This is a genomic window from Pseudodesulfovibrio sp. zrk46 (assembly GCF_012516435.1).
Lineage (GTDB): Bacteria > Desulfobacterota > Desulfovibrionia > Desulfovibrionales > Desulfovibrionaceae > Pseudodesulfovibrio.
Genome location: NZ_CP051216.1, coordinates 1,631,930 through 1,653,075, shown reverse-complemented (window position 1 = coordinate 1,653,075; position 21,146 = coordinate 1,631,930). Strand labels below are relative to the sequence as shown.

The 21,146-nt window shown below is 55.4% G+C and carries 23 protein-coding genes; 8 read left to right on the top strand and 15 right to left on the bottom strand.

The annotated features are described in order from the left end of the window. Positions 1-62: 62 nt before the first annotated feature. A complete protein-coding gene (locus tag HFN16_RS07510) occupies positions 63-1,106 on the bottom strand; it encodes a rod shape-determining protein (protein WP_168890168.1) in 1,044 nt (347 codons plus the stop codon). 242 nt (positions 1,107-1,348) lie between these two features. On the opposite strand from HFN16_RS07510, the gene HFN16_RS07505 reads away from it, so the two are divergent. Then, positions 1,349-2,281, top strand: coding sequence for a TIGR01212 family radical SAM protein (locus HFN16_RS07505; RefSeq protein ID WP_247648472.1), 933 nt, complete (start codon positions 1,349-1,351; stop codon positions 2,279-2,281). Between the two features lie 12 nt (positions 2,282-2,293). On the opposite strand, the gene HFN16_RS07500 is transcribed toward HFN16_RS07505, so the two are convergent. The 3 genes from HFN16_RS07500 to hisI form a co-directional block, all read right to left on the bottom strand. Continuing rightward, complete coding sequence (locus HFN16_RS07500) at positions 2,294-2,908, bottom strand: class I SAM-dependent methyltransferase (RefSeq protein WP_168890166.1); 615 nt, start codon at positions 2,906-2,908, stop codon at positions 2,294-2,296. Between the two features lie 118 nt (positions 2,909-3,026). Continuing rightward, a complete protein-coding gene (gene hisG / locus HFN16_RS07495) occupies positions 3,027-3,905 on the bottom strand; it encodes an ATP phosphoribosyltransferase (RefSeq protein WP_168890165.1) in 879 nt (292 codons plus the stop codon). Then, complete coding sequence (hisI, locus tag HFN16_RS07490; RefSeq protein ID WP_168890164.1) at positions 3,905-4,276, bottom strand: phosphoribosyl-AMP cyclohydrolase; 372 nt, start codon at positions 4,274-4,276, stop codon at positions 3,905-3,907. Before hisI ends, hisG begins: the two co-directional genes overlap by 1 nt. Positions 4,277-4,611: 335 nt before the next feature. Between hisI and HFN16_RS07485 the strand changes: the two genes are divergently transcribed. After that, positions 4,612-5,775 (top strand): DegT/DnrJ/EryC1/StrS family aminotransferase, encoded by a 1,164-nt coding sequence (locus tag HFN16_RS07485; RefSeq protein WP_168890163.1) that lies wholly within the window; start codon positions 4,612-4,614, stop codon positions 5,773-5,775. 1 nt (position 5,776) lies between these two features. After that, positions 5,777-6,784, top strand: coding sequence for a DUF3089 domain-containing protein (locus HFN16_RS07480; RefSeq protein WP_168890162.1), 1,008 nt, complete (start codon positions 5,777-5,779; stop codon positions 6,782-6,784). 77 nt (positions 6,785-6,861) lie between these two features. On the opposite strand, the gene HFN16_RS07475 is transcribed toward HFN16_RS07480, so the two are convergent. Then, a complete protein-coding gene (locus HFN16_RS07475; protein ID WP_168890161.1) occupies positions 6,862-7,077 on the bottom strand; it encodes a hypothetical protein in 216 nt (71 codons plus the stop codon). A 289-nt stretch (positions 7,078-7,366) separates the two neighbouring features. Here HFN16_RS07475 and HFN16_RS07470 point away from each other — a divergent pair, with 289 nt between their 5' ends. Then, positions 7,367-8,053, top strand: a complete 687-nt coding sequence (locus tag HFN16_RS07470; protein ID WP_168890160.1) for a response regulator transcription factor — start codon at positions 7,367-7,369, stop codon at positions 8,051-8,053. 167 nt (positions 8,054-8,220) lie between these two features. On the opposite strand, the gene HFN16_RS07465 is transcribed toward HFN16_RS07470, so the two are convergent. From HFN16_RS07465 to HFN16_RS07420, 10 genes are all read right to left on the bottom strand, one after another. After that, entirely contained in the window at positions 8,221-8,853 is a 633-nt protein-coding gene (locus tag HFN16_RS07465; RefSeq protein ID WP_168890159.1) for a redox-sensing transcriptional repressor Rex, read from the bottom strand. A gap of 118 nt (positions 8,854-8,971) precedes the next feature. After that, positions 8,972-9,277 (bottom strand): ATP synthase F0 subunit C, encoded by a 306-nt coding sequence (locus HFN16_RS07460; RefSeq protein ID WP_168890158.1) that lies wholly within the window; start codon positions 9,275-9,277, stop codon positions 8,972-8,974. A gap of 76 nt (positions 9,278-9,353) precedes the next feature. Then, positions 9,354-10,076 carry a F0F1 ATP synthase subunit A gene (atpB, locus tag HFN16_RS07455; RefSeq protein WP_168890157.1) on the bottom strand — a complete coding sequence of 241 codons (723 nt, stop codon included), beginning with the start codon at positions 10,074-10,076 and terminating at the stop codon, positions 9,354-9,356. Positions 10,077-10,095: 19 nt separating this feature from the next. Next, positions 10,096-10,515 (bottom strand): ATP synthase subunit I, encoded by a 420-nt coding sequence (locus HFN16_RS07450; protein WP_247648471.1) that lies wholly within the window; start codon positions 10,513-10,515, stop codon positions 10,096-10,098. Beyond that, on the bottom strand, positions 10,487-10,726 hold the full coding sequence (locus HFN16_RS07445) for an AtpZ/AtpI family protein (RefSeq protein WP_348771074.1): 240 nt from the start codon (positions 10,724-10,726) through the stop codon (positions 10,487-10,489). Before HFN16_RS07445 ends, HFN16_RS07450 begins: the two co-directional genes overlap by 29 nt. A gap of 425 nt (positions 10,727-11,151) precedes the next feature. Next, positions 11,152-12,426: a DUF3426 domain-containing protein gene (locus HFN16_RS07440; protein WP_168890155.1), complete on the bottom strand. Its 1,275-nt coding sequence runs from the start codon at positions 12,424-12,426 to the stop codon at positions 11,152-11,154. 20 nt (positions 12,427-12,446) lie between these two features. Next, positions 12,447-12,977, bottom strand: coding sequence for a hypoxanthine phosphoribosyltransferase (hpt, locus tag HFN16_RS07435; RefSeq protein WP_168890154.1), 531 nt, complete (start codon positions 12,975-12,977; stop codon positions 12,447-12,449). 22 nt (positions 12,978-12,999) lie between these two features. Further along, positions 13,000-13,461, bottom strand: coding sequence for an N-acetyltransferase (locus HFN16_RS07430; RefSeq protein ID WP_168890153.1), 462 nt, complete (start codon positions 13,459-13,461; stop codon positions 13,000-13,002). Then, entirely contained in the window at positions 13,462-13,971 is a 510-nt protein-coding gene (locus HFN16_RS07425; RefSeq protein ID WP_168890152.1) for a TlpA disulfide reductase family protein, read from the bottom strand. It lies immediately after the preceding gene. A 169-nt stretch (positions 13,972-14,140) separates the two neighbouring features. Then, positions 14,141-16,555, bottom strand: a complete 2,415-nt coding sequence (locus HFN16_RS07420; RefSeq protein ID WP_168890151.1) for a homocysteine S-methyltransferase family protein — start codon at positions 16,553-16,555, stop codon at positions 14,141-14,143. Between the two features lie 546 nt (positions 16,556-17,101). Between HFN16_RS07420 and HFN16_RS07415 the strand changes: the two genes are divergently transcribed. From HFN16_RS07415 to HFN16_RS07400, 4 genes are read left to right on the top strand one after another with little or no spacing between them, the layout of a single operon-like run. Further along, entirely contained in the window at positions 17,102-18,184 is a 1,083-nt protein-coding gene (locus HFN16_RS07415; protein ID WP_168890150.1) for an RNA polymerase factor sigma-32, read from the top strand. Positions 18,185-18,197: 13 nt separating this feature from the next. Continuing rightward, entirely contained in the window at positions 18,198-19,946 is a 1,749-nt protein-coding gene (locus tag HFN16_RS07410) for a tetratricopeptide repeat protein (protein ID WP_168890149.1), read from the top strand. Continuing rightward, positions 19,943-20,818, top strand: coding sequence for a hypothetical protein (locus HFN16_RS07405; protein ID WP_168890148.1), 876 nt, complete (start codon positions 19,943-19,945; stop codon positions 20,816-20,818). Before HFN16_RS07410 ends, HFN16_RS07405 begins: the two co-directional genes overlap by 4 nt. Next, entirely contained in the window at positions 20,815-21,129 is a 315-nt protein-coding gene (locus HFN16_RS07400; protein WP_168890147.1) for a hypothetical protein, read from the top strand. Before HFN16_RS07405 ends, HFN16_RS07400 begins: the two co-directional genes overlap by 4 nt. The last annotated feature ends 17 nt before the right edge of the window (positions 21,130-21,146 follow it).

The window sequence follows — 21,146 nt, the reverse complement described above, 5'->3', positions numbered from 1 at the left end:
GATTGCTGTTGAGCTGCAATCGTGCGTTTCCTATCAAATTGAGCTTGGGCACTGCAGCCGATCTAGTCCGTAGTGACGTCCTTATAGAGATCGATGTTGTCCAAGGCCTTACCCGAACCGAGCACGACTGCGGTCAGGGGATCTTCCACCACGGTGATGGGCAGCTGAGTCTCGTGCTGCAGGAGCATGTCCAGCCCCTTGAGCAGTGCACCACCGCCGGTGAGGACGATGCCGCGGTCAACGATGTCAGCAGCCAGTTCGGGCGGAGTCTGTTCCAGCGCGATACGCACACCCTGCACGATGCCCTCAACCTGCTCGGAGATAGCCTCGCGGACTTCTTCGGCGGTGATGGGACGATTCTGCGGGATACCGGTGACCAGGTCGCGACCCTTGACTTCCATGATCGGTTCCTCGTCTCCCAGGGGGTAGGCGGAGCCGATGTTGATCTTGATCTGTTCAGCCGTGGATTCACCGATGAGCATGTTGTACTTGCGCTTGACGTGCTGCATGATCGCTTCATCCATCTTGTCACCACCAATGCGGACGGATCGGGCATAAACGATACCGGACAGGGAGATGACAGCGATCTCAGTGGTACCACCACCGATGTCTACGATCATGTTGGAGGTCGGTTCCGTAATCGGCAGGTTGGCACCGATGGCCGCAGCCATGGGCTCCTCGATGAGGTAGACCTCACGAGCACCGGCAGACTGGGCCGACTCCCTGACTGCGCGCTTTTCCACCTGAGTGATCCCGGTGGGCACGCAGATCATGATGCGAGGCCGCACCAGTCGACGGGAGTTGTGAACTTTTGAAATGAAGTGACGAAGCATGGCCTCGGTCACTTCGAAGTCGGCGATGACGCCATCCTTCATGGGCCTAATGGCCACGATGTTGCCCGGGGTACGACCGAGCATCTTCTTGGCTTCCGCGCCAACGGCCAGGACGGCCTTGCCGCCACGCGAGTCTTTCTTCACCGCAACCACGGAAGGCTCGGAAAGCATGACCCCTTTGCCCTTGACGTAGACCAGCGTGTTGGCCGTCCCCAAGTCAATGGCGAGATCATTGGAGAAAGAGCCGATAATTCTGTTGAGCAGGCTACCCATTGAACCCCCGTTCAATACAAAAAAACGTTAACATTATGTTTCAAATTCTATGTTTCTGTCGCACTTCCCAATGCCCCGGAAGTACGCTAGCGTACATTTTCGATTGCCGATTGGTACCAAATGTAACCCGCTCTAGCAATACGCTGAGGCCGTTTCGGCGCAATTTTCACGACTTTTTCTAAAAAAAGATGCTTCGCTACTTCGCACTCTCCTCACACACCCGCCAAACCTATGGCAAACGTGTGCAAAAAATACCACTGGATGCAGGGTTCTCCTGCCCCAACCGTGACGGCACCCTTTCCAAGGCCGGATGCATCTTCTGCAACCCCAAAGGATCGGGCTCCGGCTTCGACGAAAAGGGGCTGACCATCCCTGAGCAATGGCAGTTCTGGCATGACATTCATACCGGAAAACACAATCTGGAGCTTTTCACTGCTTACCTCCAGTCCTATTCTAATACCCACGGTCCCATCGAACGTCTGCGCGATACGCTGGCAGCGCTGGAAGGTCTGCCCGGGCTCACCTCGCTCAGCCTCGGCACCCGGCCCGACTGCCTCGACGTTGAAAAGCTGGACCTGCTGGCCGCGCAGAAGGAAATTCTGGGGCTGTCCGAAGTCATTCTCGAACTCGGCCTCCAGTCCGCGTGCGACGAGACCCTGTCCTTCATCAACCGTGGGCACGACGTACAGGCATTTCAAGACGCCGTATTTGCCGCTGCAGAACGCGGCCTGACCGTAGTTGCCCATATCATTGTCGGCCTACCAACACCCTCGGGGCGCGAAGGCCTGCCTGAATTGCTCGACTCGGTAAAGCTCGTCAACTCCCTGCCTATTCAGGGCGCCAAATTTCACAACCTCTACGTCTGCCGCGACACACCCCTTGCCTCGCTCTACGAACAGGGCAAATACACGCCCATGGAGCTTGCCGACTTCCTGCACATGCTTTCGCAGGCCCTCATGCATCTCAAGCCCACCACCGTCATTCATCGCCTCAACGGCAACCCCGGCAAAGGCGAACTGATAGCACCGGACTGGGCCGCCAACATGCGCGGCCTGCACAATGCGGTCAGAAGCTACTTTGAAGGAAATGACATCTGGCAGGGTAAACTCAATGGCGCCGAGGATGGCATCCCGGCGTGGTTCGATTCCAGCTACGATGGAGAAATTCCTCGATAGTCAACCGCCCGACTAGGGTTTGATACACAGATACTGGAACACTTCCGGCGGATAGTAGTTCTCCTGCGGGACCAGACTCACCGGATCCTGATAGTACTTTCGTGCCATCAGATACGGGATCAACCGTTTCCCCTTTCCAAACCACGTCCTCGTTTCCATGCAATCGTCCACCAGAACAACCGCACCCTTATTCAAATGGGGTTCTGCCGCGAGGAAGCACTCCAGATGCGCCTGCTCCGACGCCAGACGCTCATCAATGGCCTCTTCGGTGTCGAACAAGGAATAGTCCCACCCGTCCAGATACAGCAGGTCAATCGGCCGGTCGAAATGCTTGAGATAGCCAATGCCATCCGCAGTCACCAAGTCGGTTCGCTCCAGCGGGATATCGAACTCCTCGAAAATTTCCCGGCACAGAGAAGCAGCCTCCGAATCAATATCCACCGAGGTGAAGCTGCCTCCGAAACGGGTTACGTACCAGCCGAAGAGCGGCGTAGAGTAGCCGTCAGCCAGCCAGTTGCCTTTGTGGCGGGTGGTTCCCACCTCAACGATGACGGGATCGACCTTCTTGTCCAGCAGTTCCATGGCGCGGGTGAATCCCTGCACCCGCCCGAACGGAGGTTTGCGCATGAATGAGACTCCTCGTTTCATCTCTCATCACACAGTTGGGACAGTGAAGCAAGGCGGGCACAAAAAAAGGCCGAATCCCATCGGGATCCGGCCTTGTCGTTCATTATGAAAATGAGACTTAGATGACCTTGTTCAGCGGGTACTCGATGATACCCTCAGCGCCGAACTCGACCAGTTTCGGGATCAGGTTGCGGACAACCTTCTCCTCTACCATGATCTCAACGGACAGCCAGTTGGGGTCCTGCAGTTCGGCAACAGTCGGAGAGTTCAGGGACGGCAGGGAGCCGTTCAGCTCGGACAGCTTGTCCTTGGGCAGGTTCATCTTGAGGCCGACCATTTTCTCAGCCTTGAGGGCGCCCTGCAGGAGCATGTTGATCTCTTCGATGAGCTTGCGCTTCTTGGGATCTTCCCAGGCTTCCTTGTTGGCGATGAGCTGGGTGTTGGTCTGCATCAGCTCTGCGATGATGCGCAGGCCGTTAGCCTTGATGGTGGTGCCGGTCTCGGTGATCTCCACGATACCGTCGCACAGACCTTCGATGACCTTGGCCTCGGTGGTACCCCAGGAGAAGGAGACGTCCACGTCAATGTTCTGAGACTTGAAGTACTCTTCAGTGAAGCCCATGAGCTCAGTGGCGATCTTCTTACCCTGCAGATCCTCAGGACGTTTGTACGGGGAATCACCCTTGACGCACAGCACCCAGCGGGCCTTGCGGTTGGAGACCTTGGAGTAGATCAGGTCGTCGACGACAACGACGTCGGACTTGTTTTCCTTGATCCAGTCCATACCGGTCAGACCGACATCAAAGGTGCCGTTCTCAACGTACATGGACATTTCCTGGGCACGGGCCAGGGAGCATTTGATGCGGTCGTCGTCGATGTCCGGGAAGTAGTTGCGGTTGTGCAGCTTGATATTCCAACCCGCTTTCTTGAAAAGCTTCAGGGTTGCTTCCTGGAGAGAACCTTTGGGGACACCGAGTCGAAGAAATTGTTCAGACATTATTTATATACCTCTTTAGGGTCGAAGACGAGCGGGGAACATTCTGTCACTTCGCCGTCTTTTAATTCGCGATAAAAGCAGGAGCGGTAGCCTTTGTGGCAGGCCGCACCCCCGATCTGATCGATAAGCAGTACCAAGGTGTCGTCGTCGCAATCTATGCGGATAGATTTCACCTTCTGCGTATGGCCCGAGGTACCGCCCTTATGCCATAGCGTCTTGCGGCTGCGGCTCCAGTAATGGGCCTCGCCGGTTTCCAGGGTCTTGTCCCAGGATTCTTCATTCATGTAGGCCATCATCAGCACTTCGCCGGTTGCGGCGTCCTGTGCGATGGCTGGAATCAGCTCCATCTTTTTAAAATCAGGTCTGATCATTTGCGGTACCTCATATCAGATTGATTGTTCAATCGGCCCGGGATTGGGCCGGACGCGGAACATAGCTGATGGCTGTAACAAACGCAACTATACAACTCAGACGTAACCCGGTTGTCACTGATATGCTTTCGAATTGCCGCATAACTGCCTATAATTTCGTACCATCCATTTCCCATCAGACGATCTGATCGTCAACATGATTCCGCTTTCATTCTCAAACAGAGTATACATTTGCGCTGATTGTATCGCCCTGACTAGACAACTTTCTATCCATTTACCGCTCTTCTGTTATCTGATAAATCTCGCCACAACACAATTTATAAAGGAGTACGAACATGCCCGTTCGCTCAAAAGATAATTTCCTGGTTTTCGGTGCCCCTCGCATAGAGCAGGCTGAGATCGATGAAGTCGTTGCTTCCATGGAAACAGGATGGCTCGGTACTGGCCCCAAGGTGGCACAATTCGAGAAGGACTTCTCCACCTACCTTGGCTCCGGCCATGCAGCCGCCTGCAACTCCTGCACGGCAGCCCTGCACCTCGCACTGGTTGCACTCGGGCTGAAGCCCGGTGACGAAGTCATCACCACGCCGCTGACATTCTGCGCGTCGGTCAATGCCATCATCCACGCTGGATGCACTCCGGTGCTGGCCGATGTCGACCCGGTCACCATGAACATCGACCCGGAAGCCATCCGCCAAAAGATTACCCCCCGCACCAAGGCAATCCTGCCTGTTCACTTCGCAGGACGCCCGTGTAACATGGACGCCATCATGGCCATTGCCGAAGAGCACGACCTCAAGGTTGTCGAAGACTGCGCACACGCCATTGAGACCACATACAAGGGCCAGCACGCAGGCACCTTTGGCGACTTCGGTTGCTTCTCTTTCTACGTGACAAAAAACGTCTGCACCGGTGAAGGTGGCATGGTCATGGCTCGCACGCCCGAGGACATCCAAAACATCAAGGTGCTCGGTTTACACGGCATGTCCGCCGATGCGTGGAAGCGTTTTTCTGACGAAGGCTACAAGCACTACCAAGTGGTTCACGCCGGGTTCAAATACAACATGATGGACATTCAGGCCGCCATCGGCATTCACCAACTCAAGCGCGTGGAAGAGTACTTTGTCCGCCGCTGCGAAATCTGGGACATGTATCAGGAGGCCTTCAAGCCTCTGCCTGTCGGCACGCCCGCCGAGGAAGAGGCCAACACCCGTCATGCGCGCCACCTCTACACCATCATGATTGATCCGGTATACTGCGGCATTGACCGCGACGAGTTTTTGATGCGCATGAACAAACAGAATATCGGCTGCGGTGTTCATTACCTCTCCATCCCTGAACACCCCTACTATCAGGAACGGTTCGGATGGAAATTGGAAGACACTCCTCAGGCCGTGGCGCTTGGCCGACAGACTGTCAGTCTGCCACTCTCTGCCAAGTTGACGGATGACGATGTGGCAGATGTCATCAAGGCTGCCAAGATCTGTTTAGGAATTTAGCATGATTCATTTACCAACTCTTTACAGCGCTGTGGCTTTGGCCGTGGCGCTGTTTCTTTATGCTGCCCCGGCTTCTGCAAAAGACCAGATGCCGCCTTTTGACGTGACAAATGTGCCGCCAGAACTCAACTACTCTGAAGACGCAGCGTGGCTTGCCCTGCCTACAGGAGAGCTAAAGCACAATGTTGACATCTTCTGGGTGTACCCCACTGTACTTTTCGACAAGCAGCATTGGCTCATGCCTCCGTCTGATGCGGCACTGCAGGCAGCCGCAAAGAACACACTTCGAACGCAGGCATCTGTCTTTTCCGGTCAGGCTAACCTGTTTGCCCCGTACTACCGCCAAATGAATCTGGCTGCACTTGCCTTACCTGAAAAGGATGTGGACGAGCTTTTCGCCTATGGGAAAGCGGACGTGCTGGAAGCATTCCGATACTACCTTACGCACCTGAATCAGGGCCGCCCATTCATCCTGGCTGGACATAGCCAGGGATCAAACATTCTCGTGGACATGGCCAGAGACTATTGGGGGACATTCGGCGCAGAAGACCGCATGATTGCAGCATACACCATAGGCTGGTCCATTACGCTAGCAGATATCAAGCAGAATCCGAAACTCACCATCTGTGAAAGCGCCGAGCAAACAGGTTGTTTCATCACTTACAACACTGTTGCTCCCGGGCGGCAGGCTGTAGCACCTACACTGAAGCCCGACACGTATGTGGTCAATCCGCTGACGTGGACGACAGACAATAGCATTGCTCCTGCTTCTCTCAACAATGGAGCAGTCTTCTTTTCTGATGATGGCACACAGAAGAGCGTTGCAAATTACACGGACGCTCAGATTGTTGATCACGGGCTCGTCATCAACCCAGATGATAAAACCTATCTTGCCATCGAAGGCGGTGCATTCCCCGAGGGAGTATACCACTTCTTCGACTACTCTCTGTTCTACGACAACATCCGTGAAAACGCCGGGCAACGCATCCGCGCGTTTCTCAGTCAATAAAAAGAAAAGAGGCCGGGCTGCACCCCGGCCTCTTTTCCAAATGGATGTGAGATCGAACCAAACGACTGACAGAAACGCTAACAGTCGTGAAAATCCTTGTTGATGTAGAAGCAGAGATCAAAGAGGTTCTGGACCATCTCGTCCACCAGCTCTTCGCCTTGGGCTTCCGGGCTGTCTACACTCATTGTCTTGTTTACGATCTTTGAAAACAGCATGCCGATCAGTTGATCGTCATACATCGTCCAATACTTGCTTCCCGAAGGGAATTTCTTATCAAATCCGTGATAATACATATGTCTCTCCGTCCCTGGTGAGATTGTTTCCGTGTGAGTTAAAAAACTTATCGGCCCGGTCCGCCGATCCCTTAAGGGAGAAATTTGAGATTTATTTCTTCGTTAATTCAGTCAATTGAATAATCGATCAGAAAGCGGTGATATGAGCGGGTTTGCACGTAGAAAAACCATGCTCAGAGATAGGATATGACATTTCGTCAAGATAAAGTTACTAACTTGTAACACTATATTAACACTACTTGGGCTATAGCAGGCCGTAACAATTCTTTTCCACCAAGGAGATTATACCGTGTCTGCACAGAAAGTTCTGGTCGTCGAAGACCATCGCGACACCCGGGAATTGCTGAAATACAACCTCACTTCCGCCGGTTTCGACGTTGCTGCCGCCGAAGACGGCCAAGGCGGGCTCAACCTTGCTGCTGCCTTCAAGCCCGACATCGTACTTCTGGATCTCATGATGCCCGGCATGGACGGCCTTGAAACCTGCCGCCAGCTCAAATCCGATGCAGCCCTTTCCCGCATCCCGGTTATCATGCTCACCGCCAAGGGCGAAGAAGTCGACAAGATCGTCGGCCTTGAACTTGGCGCTGACGACTATGTAGTCAAACCCTTTTCCCCCCGTGAGCTCGTTCTCCGCATCAAGGCCATCCTGCGCCGCTCTGGCGCTCCCGAGCCCGATGCGCCCAAGTTCTGGGAACGCGAAGGCCTCAAAGTCGATTTCGAAGCTCATCAACTCACTGTTGATAGTGAAGAGATCGCCTTGACCGCTACCGAATTCAAGCTCCTCACCGTGCTGATATCTGGTGCCGGAAAGGTCCAAACCCGAGACAACCTGCTCGACACTGTTTGGGATACCCACTTCGAGGGATACTCTCGGACCGTCGACACCCACGTTCGCCGACTCCGCCAGAAGCTTGGCCCCTACGCCCCCTTCATCGAGACTGTTCGAGGCGTTGGCTATCGGTTCAAGGCATAGTCCGAAACAACACTCAATGGGAACGGCCCATCTCAGCATGTCTGGGATGGGCCGTTTTCGTATAGTAAGAGAAGATGATCACCAGATAGTTTCATCTACAAGACACCAACAAACGCAAAAAGGCGAACCCAAATGGATTCGCCTGAAAATACGGGGCGGCTTAGGCCCTAGTCGTTGCCGAGGGTAATCTGGAAAGCGATGGAATAAAGGTGGTCGAAGAAATCGACGTACTCTACCGGAATATGCGGCGGCACATTGATGCGTGCAGGCGCAAAATTGATAATGCCTCGGATATTAGCGTCAACGAGATGGTTGGCAGCGCGCTGAGCGCGATCAGGCGGCGTGGTGATGATGCCGATTTCCAGACCAAGCTCAGGAGCCTGTTCCTTCAGATGCGTCGGACAGACGATCTCGAGATCTTCGAACTCGCGGCCGATTTTATCGGGATCGCAGTCAAAGGCTGCGGCAATATGGAAACCGCGCTTCTCAAAGTCGTGATGTCGGAGCAGGGCCGTGCCCATATTACCGACGCCAATGAGGGCGCACTTCCAGACGCGGTCGATACCAAGGGACTGCTTGATGGAGGTAATAAGCTCCTGCACGTAGTACCCTACGCCTCGAACGCCGAACTCGCCAAAGTAGGCAAGGTCTTTTCTGATCTGCGACGAATTGACCGAGCAGGCTCTAGCCAGCTTCTCGGAAGAGATTACATCATTACCATCACGCAACAGGTTTTCGAGGACCTGAATGTAAACGGCAAGGCGGCCTATTGTCGCTTTTGGGATATGTTCGCTTTTCATGTCGGAGCGTCTCTATATGACGTCTGCAAAAGAGTCAAACATGTGAAATTTGTAACAAGTAAAGAGCCTGAAAAGGGAGGCCGAAGCCTCCCTCTATAAACATCTTTGTGGTCTAGAACTAGACGACGAAGAGCAGGATCAGGTTAACAACCAGGGCGTAAATTGCGAGGGACTCGATGAATGCCAGGCCGAGAATCAGGGAAGTGGAGATCTGGCCACCAGCTTCGGGGTTACGAGCGATACCTTCGGTAGCGCCCTTGACGCCCATACCCTGACCGATGCCGCAGAGACCAGCAGCGATGCCCATGCCGATGGCAGTGGCGTAAGCTTTAGCGGACATGACACCAGCGTCGCCAGCAGCGAAAGCGGTGGAAGCAACGAGAACCATAGCCAGGGTGGTGAACAGAATCTTAGCGATTTTCATTTGTAAATCCTCCAAAAAGATCAATTATTGTTTTGGTCCAAGGACCATTTCCCCAAAATTGGAATCGTGCGCGTTCTTAGTGAGCGTGCTCGATGGAACCCTGCAGGTAGAGCATCGTGAGCATGAAGAAAATGAATGCCTGGATGGTCTTAGCAAGGATGAACAGGAAGTACATCGGCAGAGAGCCAAGTACCGGTGCCAGCATGAACATCAGGATAAGGACGATTTCCTCACCGCGGATGTTACCAAAGAGACGAAGAGTCAGGCTAAGCGGACGTGCACAGTGAGATACGATCTCGAGCACGAGCATCAGCGGTGCAAGGGCCGGAACCGGACCCATGAAGTGCTTGATGTAGCCGGCTCCCCATTTCTGGATGCCAACAAAGTTGTAGTACAGGAACACGATCACAGCCATTGCGACAGGCGTGTTGATGTTGGCGGTCGGGGCGTCACAGCCCGGGACCAGACCAATGTAGTTCATCGTGAGGATGAACAGGAAAATCGTGCAGAGCAGCGGCATGAAACGACGACCTTCCTGGCCGAGGTTGGAGACGGTGAAGTCTTCCAGACCGCCGATGATGGTTTCAAACAGGTTCTGCATACCACCGGGAACGAGCTGCAGACGACTGCGAACGATCAGGCCGACAGTAAACAGAATGCCCATTGCCAACCACATGTAGAGAACGTGGTTGATGGACTCGACGCCGAGAGCGTGTTCCATCGAAGCACCCCAGTGCCCAATGGATTTCAGCATATCAGCGTACAGAAGTGGATGCGGAAGTCCGCCAGCAAAAGCCATATCCAAGCCTCCTTAAGAATTAGGCCTTGTTGTTCCCCGCCTGCATCAGGCCCGTCACCGTTAGGTTAATCGGCACAGTGCCGATGCCTGATATCAACCCCCAGTGGGGAACGCGTTCGACTCCGATCAGCCAATAAAGGGCCAGCCCGCTCAGAGTCATCTTCACCATGAATATTAAAAACAGGACAAATGGGCTCTTCTTTTGGCCGTCTGCAACATTCCGGAGTATGCGGGCTAGCGTCCAGAAGTTAAACAGGGCAAGCAATGCCCCGGCCGTAAAAGCGAAAGACCATCGGGATAACAATGTAACCAGCACGATCACTAGAGAGGTCCCCAGCGACACATAGATCTGATTGCGGACGACGATACGCGTATCGGGGTGCCTGAACCCACGCCCTATGAGCCAGCGCTCAAGCTTCCGATTGATCGTCTCCAGCACTCTTATCACCTTCCTGTTTCAAAGAACCATGTTGCTGTTCCTGCAGTCTTCGCTGCAACTTCCGGAAATCCTCCCAGACCATTTTAAATCCCGCCACGACTCCTAAGAGAAAGAAGATCATGATCAGCCACGGTTTGGTCCCGAAGTAGTCATCCAGATAGTATCCGAAGACCAGTCCGACGATGATGGACGACACTATGTGAAGTCCCATCGTGCTGGCGGTGCCCCCGACCTGCACGATGTTTTTTAATCTACCGTCTTTTGAAAAGAACATGTTCACATCCCTTGCAAGGCTTACCACCCGCCCGGTGAGAGGGCTGAAGGTGGCCACGACCTATTCGTGCAATCCTTCACAAGTTGTGGAGAAGTAGCACAGTGAGCCTTTTGCCGTCAATCCGTTTTTGAGAATTTTGCGCTTTTTTTCCCAAAGTTTTTCATGACGAAAATTCAGCCCTTTACTCCCCTTCACAACTAGACTTTTCACACAGTCGGCAATGCTCGGTTCCACACCGTATTCAGGCGGGAATCCGTACACCATGCAGCTTGCAAAGCGCCTGTCGACCATAACCACATACTACAAAAAAACGCCCCTGCACAGCATTCGTGCAGGGGCGCGAATATCACTTTGGGAACACCCTACTCAGGATCTCCGACGTCCACCACCTTGACCAGAAACTCCTTCACACCAGCCGGAGGCTCGAAGAAGACGGCCATGAATGGCGTGGATGCGCCCGGCCTGATAAAGGTGTTGTTGGAGAGAATGCCCACCTCGCTGGACAGGCCGTCCTCGATCTCTTTCTGGGTCTGCACCTGCAGTTGGAACTGCGAGAGCACGTTGCCGCACAGGAAAGCCTTGGAAGTCAATTTCTGCCCATTGCCGTCAAAGAGGGAGACCTCGACCTTTATTTGCTCTTTAGGCGTGGAGAACTTATTCACGGCTTTGCCTTCGACCACAAACAGGTTACCGGTCTTCTCGTTGCCCACATAGTACTGCTTGACGTTCTTAAGCTCTATCTTTCGAACGCGTTCGGCCGGGGATTCACCCGGAGCGGCCTCATCGCTGCCGCCGGTCTCTTCCTTGAACACCTGACTAATGTAGGGGACGTTCTGGAAGTAGGTACCCAAATCAAGGCCAACCAACTTCCAGACAGTGAAGTAGATACCTCCCCCCACACATATAGCTAGCACGATAACGATAATCAGGAAGATCAGTGCCTTACCGCCCTTCTTACGGGGCTTATCTTCATCTTCGTCGTCATCGAGGGCAAAACCGGCGGCGGTGTCATCGTCGTCGTCTTCGTATTCCTCGTCGTCCTCTTCCTCGTCGTCATCGCCGTCGGCAAAGAGGTCGCTGGTATCGTCATCGTCACCGCCGTCATCGGCAAACAGATCGCCCACGTCGTCGTCAGACTCTTCTTCTTCGCCGTCATCGGCGAACAGGTCGCTCTCATCATCACCGAACAGGGACTCCACGTCATCCGCAGTGGCTTCAGCCACCTCTTCAGCCGGAGACGGAGTATCGTCGACTTCCGCCGTGTCTTCGGCATCGTCAAACAAATCATCCATGCCGGGCATATCGTCGCTCGCATCCTCGCCAGCGTCATCGCCCAGATCCGGGAAGTCGGACTCATCTTCGGGAACCGGCTCTTCGGCAGGTTCATCGGCGGGCTCGTCGGCTCCACCGGCAGCGACCTCGTCAAAGGCCTCGTCAAACGCGTCGTCCGCGCTCTCCTCAGGTGCCGGAGTTTCTTCCTCGAGGAGGTTCTCCACCTCTTCTTCCGGAGTCGACGGCGGCGGGTCGGCCTTAAAAACGTGAGCGCATTTGGAGCACTTAACCTTGGCGCCACCCGCAGGAACCTTGTCATCGGGGAGGTTGTAGCGGGTCTGGCAATTCGGGCAGGTGACGATCATATGGCGTTCTCCAGCTATCCTTATTCAGTGGACAATTCGTAAATTCCGTCCAGTTCCCTGTAACGCTCGGCATAGTCGAGGCCGTAACCTACGATGAAGCCGTCGCTCAGCTCGAAACCGGCAAAATCGACGCTAACTTTCTTTTCCCTACGCTCGTGCTTATCAATAAGAGAGCATATTTTCAAACTCTTCGGGTTCCTTCCGCGCAAAACGTGCAGCAGAAAGTCCATGGAGTGGCCGGTGTCAACGATATCTTCGATGACCAACACGTCCTTACCCTCGATGGAAATCTCCAGATCCTTGGAGAACACGATGTCCTCGCCGCGGGAAGTGGCTGTACCATAACTGGCCAGACGCACGAAATCGACCTCGATGGGACGGTCGATGCAGCGGATGATATCAGAAAAGAACAGGAAAGCGCCCTTGAGCACGCAGATGCACACCAGCGGTTCTTCGCTGTCCTTGTAACTTTCCGTGATCTCCTTGCCCAGCGTGATGTTGCGCTCGGCGATCTGCTCGGCAGTAATGAACGGGGTGAGTTTATGTGCCATAATATTCTTCGTTATTAAAAGGTTATAGAGCCATTATCATGGCTACTTCGTTGCAGTGATCAGGAAATCTCGGGCAGTTCAGGCAATCCGTGAACACTTTCTGGTTCAGGTTGTCCATGCTCTCTTCCTCGAAACCCAGGTGCGCAAAGAAGCCGGTCTCTTCCGTCAGTGTATACACTTTATATATACCCAGCGTCACGGCTTCGCTCAAACACGCCTCCACCAGCTTTCGGCCCAGCTTCCTGCCGCGCTGAACGGGATCAACCCGCAGCGACCGGACTTCGGCCAGATTGTCCCAGATGATGTTCAGAGCACAGCACCCGACCACCTTGCCATCCGCATCCAGAGCCACGAAGAAATCGCGAAGATGGGAATACAACTGGCTCAATGACCGAGGGAGCACCAGACCTTCTTCCGCAGTATTATGCATCAGAAGGCCGTGGATAGCCTTCACATCATCCATGCGAGCTTTTCGAATATCCATTTATTGAGCCATCAATTTATCGGCCATGATCTTGAGCATTTCATACGGGAAAACGCCCGGCTGACCAAAAACCTGCTTACCGTTCTTATCAAACATCAACAGCGTCGGGATGGCCTCCACCCCAAACTTCTGTGCGATGGCCTGATCGCCATGATATACCGGCAGATCAAGCTTCTTCTTGGCAAAAAACGCGTCCAGCGCGTCCTTGCTTTCATCCAACGAGACAGCAAGGATCTTTACCTTGTCATTATAGGCCTGACTCAATTTCTCAAGCTCGGGAACAGCCTCCTTGCATGAAGGACACCAGGTTGTCCAGAACATAAGCATTACCGGCGTGCCCTTGTTGGCAGCCAGAAAGGCATCCAGATCCTTCACGCCCATGGGCGGATATTCAGCCGCAACACTGGCACTTTCCGAGCCTGTACCAGCCCCGTTGGCGCCATTGTCGCCGCACGCCATAAGGAGCATGCAAATCATAAGTATAACGGCAAATCGCCGGATATTTTTCATATTTCACCTCGTGGTTGTGGGCGGTAGTTTACCAGAGATGCAGCGCAAATAAAAGAAGAATGCCTGAGACAGGTCTGCTAGCCCCGACTTCCTCGACAAACAACTCACCCAACAAAAAAAAGACCGCCCTTTTCGGGCGGCCTTTACAGTTGTTTTTCAGCGCGGGAAGTTATTGCACCAGACTCTGCGCCAGCTTCACTGCGGCGATGGCGTCGGTGGACCATCCGTCAGCGCCGATGGCGTTGCAGAATTTCTCGGTGACGACTGCGCCGCCGATGATGACCTTGGTATCCATGGAGCGCTCCTTGACGAGCTGAACCGTGTCTTCCATGCGCACCATGGTGGTGGTCATGAGGGCGGAAAGGCCAATGATGGAAGCCTTGTGCTCGACAGCAGCATCCACGATGGTCTCGGCTTTCACGTCCTTGCCCAGATCCACGACCTCGAAGCCGTAGTTCTTGAGCATCAGGCAGACGATATTCTTGCCGATGTCGTGAATGTCCCCTTCGACCGTGGCCATGATCACGACCGGCTTTTCGGCCTCGTCGCCCTCTTCCTCGAGAAGCGGCTTGAGACGGGCAAAAGCGGTCTGCATGGTCTCGGCAGACTGGAGCAACTGGGGCAGGAAGTATTCCTTGCGCTCGTACTTGTCGCCCACGGCGAGGATGCCGGGAATCAACAGGTCGTTGACGATCGCCATGGCGGGCTTGCCACCCTCAAGCTCAGTCTCGACCAGCGCGACCACGTTGTCCTTGTCGCCCTTGATGACCGCAGCCTGGACAGGCGGCAGATCACCGGTATCCACAGACTGCGCACCGGCTGCCGGAGCAGACTGCACCCCGCCACCGCCGGTCCAATCAGAGAACTTGGCGATGTAATGCTCGGCCTGCGGATCACGGTTGAGCAGCACTTCGGTGGTGTGAAGTGCTTCCTGCAGACGGGCCGAGTTGGGGTTGGCGATGAAGGAGCTGAGACCGGAGGCCATGCCGAGGGAGAGGAACGTGGAGTTCAACAGCTCGCGGGCAGGCAGACCAAAGGAAATGTTGGACAGGCCGATGGTGGTGGGCAGCCCCCACTCGTCACGGCAGTGACGCATGACTTCCAATGCGTGGCGGGCAGCCTCGGGCTTGGAAGAAACGGTCAGAGCCAGTGCGTCGACCATGATCAGGCGCTTGGGAATGCCAAGAGCTTCGGCTTCCTTGAGCAGACCTTCGATGACGTCAAGGCGCTCCTTGGCAGTGACGGGCAGCTTGTTGCCGACGATGGGCAGCAGGATGAACGGCGCACCGAACATCTTGCACAGGGGGCCGAGAGCTTCCATCTTGCCGGGCTCGCCGGAGATGGAGTTGACCAGCGGGGAACCGGGGTAGACCCAAAGGCCTGCTTCTACGGCAGCAGAATCATTGGAGTCAATGGACAGCGGCGTAGTGAAACGGCTGACCAGTGTTTTGGTCAGTTCTGGCAGCAATGCGACTTCGTCCACCATGGGGGCGCCGACGTTGACGTCGAGAATGGGAGCGCCCAGTTCAATCTGCTCGTTGGCAAAGCGGATGGCCTCGGTAAACGTGCCTTCCTGCAGTTCTTTGATGAGCTGCTTCTTGCCGGTGGGGTTGATGCGCTCACCGATGATGGCACCGGGATGGTTGAAGCCAATGGGCACGGAAATGGAACGGGAGGTCAGCACCATCTGGGCGTCGTCAGTCTTCTCGGGACGCTGCCACGGGGTGTCGCCTACCTTGTTGCGCAGGGCGCGAATGTGATCAGGGGTGGTACCGCAGCAACCGCCGAGGAACTTGGCGCCGAGATCGACGAACTTGCATGCCTGCTCGGCAAACGGCTCGGGCGGCAGACGGAAGCAGGTGTTGCCCTCGTCGTCCAGCTCGGGCAGACCGGCGTTGGCTTCGGCAAAGGTCGGGGTGTCCAGACGGGAAGCCCAGGAGCGCAAGGTGTCCTGCATCTGCTCGGGGCCGGCCGAACAGTTGGTACCGATAAGCTCGACACCCATGTTCTGCATGGTGTCCACAAAGGTCAGCGGAGAAGTTCCGGTCAGGGAGGCCTCACCTTCAAAGGTCATGGACATGGCCACGGGCAGGTCGCACACCTGACGAGCTGCCACCACCACGGCCTTGACTTCGGCCAGATCAAAATGGGTTTCACCGAGGATCAGGTCGGCACCGCCGTCCACGCAGCCTTTGATCTGCTCCTTGAACAGTTCCACCAGCTCGCGGAAAGTCAGGTCGCCCAGCGGCTCGACAAAATGCCCGGTGGGACCGACGGAAGCAGCGACAAAAGCGTTGTCGCCAGCCACTTCACGGGCGATGGAGGTCATGAACTTGTTCAGTTCATAAACTTCCACCTCGCCGCCCAGCTTGGGACGGGTGCCGCCAAAGGTGTTGGTGGTCAGAACGTTGGCACCAGCCTCAATGTATTCCTGATGCACACCACGGATGATGTCCGGCTCTTTCATGCACCACAGCTCGGGCGAAAGACCGGCGGGCAGACCGCGGCTCTGCAACAGCGAACCGTAGCCGCCATCAAAGAAGTAGACTTTGTCGTCACGAAGTATGGACCTGAAATCGGGCATCTCTATTCTCCTAAACATCCCTGCCGGGACTGCTGAATTCGTATATCAAGATGTCTTGATATAGTCTTAGTTGTGGCGAAATGCAAGTATTTTCGATTATGCATACACGCCACCTGAAAGGGCAGAATCTTGCACCTGTCGCCACATCAAGACATCTACTCACGCTTCACGAAAGCACTCGACCACATCCACACAACAAACGCCATTATTACCAATAGGTAAAACTCACGCCCCACCCATTGCGCCGACGAGAAAACGGCTTATACATAAGACACTTAACCGCCGCCAAGCTAGCGATAGTGGTGTAACTGCAAGGCGACGGGCGCAATTGAAGCAAAGGCGTAGCAGCGCTAGATCGAGCATTCAATTATGCCCGGCAACGCCGCAGATGCCCCGCTATGCGAAGCCGAGGAGCCATGCAATTCTCTGCACATGGTTGCTGAATTGAAAAACATTGAAAAGGATTACCAAAAACTATAATGTCGTCTCCTTGTTCTTATTATTAGTATTGAACCGGGACGAACAAAAAGCCCGACACAAGATATTATGCCATCTACCGAAAGCAACACTGCCATCGAACCTGAGGTCATAGAACCCGAGGACCTTGACTCCGAACTGGAGGACGAGATCGATGAGCCGGTCATAGACGAAGCCGAGATCGTAGACGAAGCCAAGGATTCGCGTGCTGTGCCGATTAACCCGCCGGCCACCACCGAACCTCTGGAGTCATTGCTACCGGCCTTTGCCAAGCCGACTTCCAAGGAAGTCCGGATTCGCGATCCGCTTCAGATGTATCTCAAGGAGATCGCCCGCTTCCCCATGCTGGAACCGGACGAGGAGTATGCGCTGGCCAAGCGCGTGCAGGACGAAAACGATCAGGACGCGGCCTTCAAGCTGGTGTCCTCCCACCTGCGATTGGTGGTAAAGATCGCCATGGACTTCCAACGCCGCTGGATGCAGAACGCACTGGATCTGGTGCAGGAAGGAAACGTGGGCCTGCTCAAGGCCGTGACCAAGTTCGACCCGGAAAAGGGGATCAAATTCTCCTATTACGCGGCGTTCTGGATCAAGGCGTACATCCTGAAGTACATCATGGACAACTGGCGCATGGTCAAGGTGGGTACCACCCAGACCCAGCGCAAGCTCTTTTACAACCTGAACAAGGAACGCCAGCGCTTGCAGGCCATGGGATTCGATCCCACCACCGAGGCGCTCTCCAAGTCGCTGGGCGTGAGCGAATCGGAAATCGAAGAGATGGATCAGCGTCTGTCCAAGAATGACATGTCGCTGAACACGCCACTGGGTGAAGATTCCGACGCCACACGCATGGACTTCCTGCCTTCGCTGGGACCGGGTGTAGAGGACACCCTCGCCTCGGACCAGATCGTTGACCTGCTGCTGGAGAACATCAAGAAAATCCGGCCCTCGCTCAATGAAAAGGAAGTTGCTATTCTGGACGAACGACTGCTGTCGGACGATCCCATCACCCTGCGCGAAATCGGCGAGCAATTCGGGGTGACACGCGAACGGGTACGCCAGATCGAGGCGCGCCTGCTGGTCAAGATACGTGAATTCATGACCGATAAGGTCAAGGATTTTTCCCAGGACTGGGTTCTGGAACACGACTAAACACGGGACATACATGCCACGCACAAATCGGCCTTTCTCCACCCATGCCGCAGCCGCCCTGCTGCTCTGCCTTTTCATGGCCGTGCTCCCGGCCTGTACCGCAAGACAGGCTGCGCCAAAACCGCACCCCCTGTCCGCCGAGGCGCAGGCCAACTACGACTATCTGGTCTATCAGGATCAGCTGCAACGCCTCCAGCGCCATGCTGCCGAAGGCAAACAGAGCACGCTGAGCAATGAAGACGTAAACAAGATTGCAGAACGCGCCGAAATCGCCCTGAACAGACTGCTGCAGGAAGCGCCCACGCCCCAGCTCTATCTGGAAAAGGCCGCCCTGTTCTGGAATGACCCAAGCGGCGTGGCCAAGTCCCGCTCTGCACTGAAGCAAGGCCTGGCCCAGTTCCCGGACAACCAGGTCCTGACCATCTACCTCGCCAACTCCTACATCATGGACGACCGCACCGATGCAGCCATCGATGTAATGGACGACTATCTCTACCGCCACCCCGAAGACATTCAGGCCCGCGAACGACTGGGCCAGATGTTGATGGATGCAGGCAAGAATGCCGAGGCGCTGGACGAGCTCAAAAAGATCCCTGCGGACAAGCGTACCGCTGACACCCTTTATGCCATGGGCCGCGTGCAGGGGAACCTGGGCATGCGCAAGGTGGCTATCGCCAACCTGAAGAAGGCCATCACGATGGACCCGCGCTTCACCGAAGCCATGGTGGAGCTGGCCTACCAGTATGAACTGACCAAGGACTACGTGTCCGCGGAAAAAACCTACACCGCCATCCTCGATCAGGGCGACCCGTTCCCTGAAGCGCGTCTCCGCCTGATCAACCTGAATCTCAAGCTGAACAACCCTGCCCGCGCCATGAACTTGGCCCTTGGCGGCCCGCCGTCCAAGTCCTTCATTCTCGACGCGGCCCTCATGTTCATCAACGACGAATTTTACGCACAGGGCTCCACCGTGCTGGACATGCTGACCAGCGACGGTGAAATCCCGGCAGAATACTATTTCTACAAGGCCGTCATCGCCAACGAAGGCGAAAAGGATCAGGACAAGGCGCTCGGTTACCTGTCCAAGGTCAAGGAAGACGACCGCCTCTACCCCCATGCCCTGCGCTTCAAGGCGCAGCTCTACAACGCCATGGGCAAGGAAAAGGATGCCCTGAGCATTGCGCACATGGGCAAGGAGCTCTACCCCAACGGCACCATCTTCTACATTCTGGAATCCGCCCTGCTCATGGGTGCGGGCGACAGCGATGGCGCTGAAAGCGTACTCAAGGAAGGCCTCTCCCGCCTCAAGGGCAACCCGGAACTGACCTATGAGCTGGCCATGCTCTACGAAGAGGAAGGCCGCCGTCACGAAGGCCTTGAACTGATGGAGCAGGTGCTGCGCGCCCACCCCGATCACGTCAACGCCCTGAACTATGTAGGCTACACTCTGGCCGAAGAGAACCGCGAACTGGAGCGCGCCCTGGTGCTGGTCCAGAAGGCTTCCCTGCTCGACCCGGAAAACGGCTTCATCCTCGACTCTGTCGCCTGGGTCTATTTCCGCATGGGGCAGCTCGACAAGGCGTGGGAGAACATCGGCTTTGCCGTGGACATCGTTGAAGACGATCCGACTGTATGGGAACACTACGGCGACATCGCCGCTGCCATGGGTAACAGGAAGGCCGCCATCAAGGGATACAATTACTCCCTCAAATACCGCTCAAAAAACGCTGACAGCGTGAGGAAGAAGCTCAAAGCACTATGATCCGTCATATCCGGTCACTCTTCCCGGCGGTTCTGGCCGCCACCCTGCTCCTCGTGGCAGGCTTTGGCTGCACCCCCAAGAAGGTGAACGGCCCCACTGCGGACGCCCCTCAAGGCGTCTGGCAGCTCTTCCGCGCCAACTACTGTCAACCGGCCAAGGCCAGCGGCATGCTGGTCAAGGCATCCCTCTATTATACACGCACCGAGCCCACCCGCCGCACCAACCGCACCCTGCTCTCCATGTGGGGCGACTACGGCGGTCCCATGCGGCTCGACGTATCAGCAGGTATCGGCAAGCTCATCGCCCATATCCGCGAAGACAACACTGGGCTGCTGGTTTTCTACCCCACAGAGAAAACGGCTTACGCCCATGTGAACCCCGTACTCGGAGCCACGCGACTCGGCATGCCCTTCCCCTTCTCTCTGGCCGAACTGGCCAAGGTATCCATGGGAGATTTCTCAGGATTGACGCCAGAAGGTTTCGTGGATGTGACCCGAACCAAGGAAGGTTTCCGCTATACCTTGCACGGTTCGCGCGCCGGTTCCATTGTGCTGGATGAGGGCGGTCGTCCGATAATGCTTGAAGGACGGACCGCCAACGCGTATGACTCGGCCCGGACGTGGCATCTCGGCATCGACCGATACCCCACTGATGACGGCCCCCGCCCCCTGCCTGCCAGACTGACGCTGGCAACCGGCAACGGCGAGCAGGGTGTCTTGCGCATCAAGTCCCGAGAGCTTAAGATGTCGCCCTGGCCGGACAAGTCCATGGCGCTGACCCTGCCGGAGGGTGTGACCCTCCGCCGTCTGGACAACGGATACAAGGCCGGGCAACAAACTGAAATTCCTGTCGTATATGAGGACAAGTCATGACTGACGCGAGAAACGGAAACGAATCTGTCCTGGAAATTTTTCAGCTGGGCCTGAGAACCTGGCTGGCGGAGATGCAGTGGCTCTCCAAATCCCTGCTCACCCGCTTCGAGATCAGCAGGCTTGAAAAAGAGCTCAATCGGGAATATGGGGTGCTCGGACGCATCGCTGAAGCGCCCAGAGGGAAGAAGGAAGATAAGGAACAGAGTCTCCGCCAGATCGATTTTCTGAAAGAAGAGATCGAGACCCTGAAAAACGACGCAGCCCGTGACCGCGAAGAGCGGATGTCGAAGCTGCGCGAAAACCGCGACTAACCACGGGAGAGGTTACA